We start from the raw sequence: 4,629 nt of genomic DNA on the forward strand, positions 1-4,629 counted from the left end.
CGAACTCCTCGAAGCCGCCCTACCGGCCCGCCCAGGTGGATGATGCGGCCATGAAGCCCAAACCGCACCAAAACGCCCCATTGGACGAGCGGATCTCCGGTGCCCTGGTCGGAGCCGCCGTCGGCGACGCCCTCGGCGGCCCCGTCGAGGGCTACGCGCCCGAGCAGATCCTCGAACGCCACGGCGGCCGCGTCCACGGCATCGTCGGCCCCTGGCACGGCGACGCCTGGCGCACGGCCCGCCCTCTCGCCCCGTACCACAAGGGCGACGGCCACATCACCGACGACACCTTGATGACCCACGCCCTGGTCCGCGTCTACGCCCGGGTCCGCGACCACCTCGACGCCTACGCGGTCGCCGACCACCTGGTCCCCGACCTCATGACCGAGCCACGCTGGATCCCGGAACTGGAGACCGAGGCCCTCCCCCTCCAACGGATCTTCCTGGCGGAGAAATGGCTGGTGACGCGGCTCCACTACGGCCATGCCGACCCGCGCGAGGCCGGCACCGGCAACATCGTCAACTGCGGTGCGGCGATGTACATGGCCCCGGTCGGCCTGGTCAACGCGGCCAACCCGCCGGCGGCGTACGCCGAGGCCCTCGACATCGCCGGCGCGCACCAGTCGTCGTACGGCCGTGAGGCGGCGGGCGTCCTGGCAGCGGCGGTGGCGGCGGCCTGCGCCCCGGGGGCGACGCCGGACTCGGTCGTCTCGGCCTGTCTGTCCCTGGCGAAGGACGGCACCCGCACCGCCATCGAGCGGGTCTGCGAGGAGGCCTCCCGGCACCCGGACTTCGAATCGGCGCTGCGCCCCCTGCGCGAGGCGGTGGCCCCCTACGACACGGTGGGCCCCGACTACCGGTCCCCTTCTCTCGGCGCCCGCCGCCCTTCCCGCCTCCACGCGATCGAGGAACTCCCCGTGGCCCTGGGCCTGTTGCTCGTGGCCCAGGGCGACTACCGCCACGCGGTCCTCGGCGCGGTGAACTACGGCCGCGACTGCGACTCCATCGCCACGATGGCAGGGGCCATGGCCGGTGCCCTCGGCTCGCCGATCCCCCAGGACTGGTCCAAGACGGTCGCGGAGGCCAGCCGCCTGGACCTCTGGGAACCGGCCACGACCCTCACGGCCGTCACCCGCGAGATCTTCGCCCGGGACGTATCCCGCCGCCGCGGCCACGAACAGGCCTTCGCGTCCCTCGGAGGCCCGGAATGCTCCGACTGACCTGGGTCCAGCCGGAGGACCTGATCGGCCACGAACTCCGCCAGGCATCCCAGGACGGCCGCGAGCCGAAGGCGATCGCCGCCCGCTGGCGAGCGGCGGGCGGCCAGGAGGCCCCCCTCACAGCCGGCGCGTCCCCGACCCCGGCGTCCCGGTACCTCCGCCAGTTGGCAAGAGACCTCCTGGACGAATTGGCGGACCTGCCGAGCGCCTTGGCCGACGACGAACCAACGGACCTGGAGGAGATCAAACGGCTGTGCCCGAACTGGCCAGAGCCTGCGGGCAGTCGCGCCGCCGCAACGCCGCAGCACCTGGAAGCCGCCTGGCTGGGCCGCGCCACCGGCTGCCTCCTGGGCAAGCCCGTCGAGAAACTCCCCCTCGAAGCCATCCGCCAACTGGCCGACTCCACCGGCAACCGGCCCCTCACCACGTACTTCACAGCCCGGGGCGTCCCCGAGGACCTCCTCCAAGAACACCCCTGGAACCGCCGCTCGGCGAGCACCTCCCTCGCCGAGAACATCGACGGCATGCCCGAGGACGACGACCTCAACTACCCCCTCCTCAACCTCCTCGTCCTCCAACGCCACGGCAGCTCCTTCACCACCACGGACGTGGCCCGCACCTGGCTCGACGAACTCCCCGCAGGCCGCACCTTCACCGCCGAACGCATCGCCTACCGCAACCTCCTCTCCGGCCTGGAACCCCCGCACACCGCCCGCCATCGCAACCCGTTCCGCGAATGGATCGGCGCCCTGATCCGCGCCGACGTCCACGGCTGGACCCACCCCGGCGACCCGGGCGCCGCCGCGGAACAGGCCCACCGCGACGCCACGCTCACCCACACCGCAAACGGCGTCTACGCCGCGATGTTCGCGGCAGCGACCCTCGCGACCGCCGCGACCGGCGAACACGACGTCCACGCCTGCCTGCGCACCGGCCTCACCGTCGTACCCCCACGCTCCCGCCTCGCCCGAGCCGTCCGCCACGCCGTCCGACTGGCCCAGGAGCACAGCGACTTCGACACGGTCGTCGACGCACTGCACGCCACCCACGCCGACACCCACCACTGGGTGCACGCCGTCCCCAACACCGCCCTGATCGCCGCCGCCCTCACCCACGCGAACGGCGACTTCCCGGGCTCCATCTGCCGTGCCGTGAGCGGCGGTTGGGACACCGACTCCAACGGCGCGACGGCCGGCAGCGTCGCCGGTCTGCTGGCCGGGCACCCCGCGGCACTCCCCGACCGCTGGACGGCTCCGTTGAAGAACCGTCTCGCCACGTCCGTCGGCGACTTCGACGGCATCGGCTTCGACGCACTCGCCCACCTCACGCACCGGGAGACCCACCGACCATGACCGCCGCCATGACCGCGCCCATGACCGCTCCCCTCACCGGCCTCCGCGTCCTCGACCTCGCCACCCTCTTCGCCGGCCCGCTCGCCGCCACCCTGCTCGGCGACTTCGGCGCCGAGGTCGTCAAGGTCGAGCACCCGTCGAAACCGGACCCCTCCCGCGGCCACGGCCCGTCGAAGGACGGCGTCGGCCTGTGGTGGAAGATGCTCGGCCGCAACAAGCGCACCATCACCCTGGACCTGTCGAAGCCCGGCGGCCGCACCACCCTCCTGCGCCTCGCCGCCACCGCCGACGTGGTCATCGAGAACTTCCGCCCCGGCACCCTGGAGAAGTGGGACCTGGGCTGGCCGGAGCTGTCGGCCGCCAACCCCCGCCTGGTCCTGGCCCGTGTCACCGCCTTCGGCCAGTTCGGCCCCTACGCGCACCGCCCCGGCTTCGGCACCCTCGCCGAGGCGATGAGCGGCTTCGCCGCGATCACCGGTGAACCGGACGCGCCCCCGACCCTCCCGCCGTTCGGCCTGGCCGACTCCATCGCGGGCCTGACGACGGCGTACGCGGTGATGACGGCGCTGGCGGCACGCGAGCGCACCGGCGAGGGCCAGGTCGTCGACATGGCCCTGATCGAACCGATCCTGGCCGCCCTCGGCCCCCAGCCCCTCTGGTACGACCAGCTCGGCCACGTCCAGCCCCGCACCGGCAACCGCTCCCCCAACAACGCCCCGCGCGGCGTCTACCGCACGGCGGACGGCACCTGGGTCGCCGTGTCCACGTCGGCCCAGTCGGTCGCGGAGCGCGTGATGCACCTGGTGGGCCGCCCGGAACTGATCGACGAGCCGTGGTTCGCCACGGGCGCCGACCGCGCCCGCCACGCCGACCTCCTGGACGAGGCGGTCGGCTCCTGGATCGCCGCGCGCACCCGCACGGACGTCCTGGCTGCCTTCGAGAAGGCGGAGGCGGCGGTGGCCCCGGTCCAGGACGTCCGGGACGTGATGGCGGACCCGCAGTACCAGGCCCTGAACACCATCACCACGGTCGACGACCCGGAACTGGGCCCTCTGCGCATGCAGAACGTGCTCTTCCGTCTCTCCGCCACACCCGGCTCGATCCGCTGGGCCGGCCGCCCGCACGGCGCCGACACCGACGAGGTCCTGACCGAGCTGGGCCTGTCCCCGGCCGACCTCACGGCGCTGCGCACGGAGGGCGCTCTGTGACGGCGGCGTATCCGCTCACCTGGCTGTATGCCCCGGGCGACCGCCCGCAGGTGGTGGCGAAGGCCCTCACCTGCGGCGCCGACATCGTCGTCATCGACCTGGAGGACGCGGTCGCCCCGGACCGCAAGGCCTACGCCCGGGCCGCCACCGCCGACCTGCTCGGCGACCTGCCACCGATCCCGGTCCACGTCCGCGTCAACGCCCTGGACACCCCTTGGGCCGCGCCGGACATCGCGGCCGTGGCCCGCGCTCCCGGCCTCTGCGCCCTGCGGCTCCCCAAGATCACCTCACCCGACGAGATCGTCCGGATCGCCCGGCGCACCGTGCCGGGGCTGCCCCTGTACGCCCTCCTGGAGACGGCCCTCGGCGTGGAACAGGCCTACGCCGTCGCCACCGCCCACCCGTCCCTGCGGGGCATCGCGCTCGGGGAGGCGGACCTGCGGGCCGACCTGGGCGTACGGCACGACGCGGGTCTCGATTGGTCCCGCTCCCGGGTGATCGTGGCCGCCCGGGCGGCGGGCCTGCCCCCGCCGGCGCAGTCGGTCCACCCGGACATCCGCGACCTGGAGGGCCTGGCCGCCTCCTGCGCCCACGGCCGCGCCCTGGGGTTCCTGGGCCGCGCCGCGATCCACCCCCGTCAGCTTCCGGTCATCGAACGTGCCTATCTGCCCACCGAGGGGGAGATCGAACAGGCGGAGACGATCCTCAAGGCGGCGGCGACGGAACAGGGCGCCCAGGCTCTCCCGGACGGCTGTTTCGTCGACGCGGCGGTGGTGACGGCGGCCCAGCGCACCCTGTCCCTGGCCCGCCGGCGCTGAGACACACCGAGGGCGCCCGGACATCTCCGGG

At 73.7% G+C, this 4,629-nt stretch carries 4 protein-coding genes; all 4 read left to right on the forward strand.

The features are described 5' to 3' along the window. Nucleotides 1–50: 50 nt before the first annotated feature. The 4 genes from ACFTZL_RS41340 to ACFTZL_RS41355 are packed head-to-tail and all read left to right on the forward strand — an operon-like array spanning nucleotide 51 to nucleotide 4,598. On the forward strand, nucleotides 51–1,220 hold the full coding sequence (locus ACFTZL_RS41340; RefSeq protein WP_382594683.1) for an ADP-ribosylglycohydrolase family protein: 1,170 nt from the start codon (nucleotides 51–53) through the stop codon (nucleotides 1,218–1,220). Further along, nucleotides 1,208–2,572 (forward strand): ADP-ribosylglycohydrolase family protein, encoded by a 1,365-nt coding sequence (locus ACFTZL_RS41345; protein ID WP_382594675.1) that lies wholly within the window; start codon nucleotides 1,208–1,210, stop codon nucleotides 2,570–2,572. Before ACFTZL_RS41340 ends, ACFTZL_RS41345 begins: the two co-directional genes overlap by 13 nt. Continuing rightward, nucleotides 2,569–3,780, forward strand: coding sequence for a CaiB/BaiF CoA transferase family protein (locus ACFTZL_RS41350; protein ID WP_382594678.1), 1,212 nt, complete (start codon nucleotides 2,569–2,571; stop codon nucleotides 3,778–3,780). Before ACFTZL_RS41345 ends, ACFTZL_RS41350 begins: the two co-directional genes overlap by 4 nt. Then, nucleotides 3,777–4,598: an HpcH/HpaI aldolase/citrate lyase family protein gene (locus tag ACFTZL_RS41355; RefSeq protein WP_382594680.1), complete on the forward strand. Its 822-nt coding sequence runs from the start codon at nucleotides 3,777–3,779 to the stop codon at nucleotides 4,596–4,598. Before ACFTZL_RS41350 ends, ACFTZL_RS41355 begins: the two co-directional genes overlap by 4 nt. The last annotated feature ends 31 nt before the right edge of the window (nucleotides 4,599–4,629 follow it).

Source organism: Streptomyces sp. NPDC056948 (assembly GCF_042674225.1).
Lineage (GTDB): Bacteria > Actinomycetota > Actinomycetes > Streptomycetales > Streptomycetaceae > Streptomyces > Streptomyces purpurascens.

Coding starts and splice junctions, on each gene's coding strand:
- ACFTZL_RS41345 (WP_382594675.1), top strand. CDS start 1,208: ATGCTCCGACTGACCTGGGTCCAGCCGGAGGACCTGATCGGCCACGAA.
- ACFTZL_RS41340 (WP_382594683.1), top strand. CDS start 51: ATGAAGCCCAAACCGCACCAAAACGCCCCATTGGACGAGCGGATCTCC.
- ACFTZL_RS41350 (WP_382594678.1), top strand. CDS start 2,569: ATGACCGCCGCCATGACCGCGCCCATGACCGCTCCCCTCACCGGCCTC.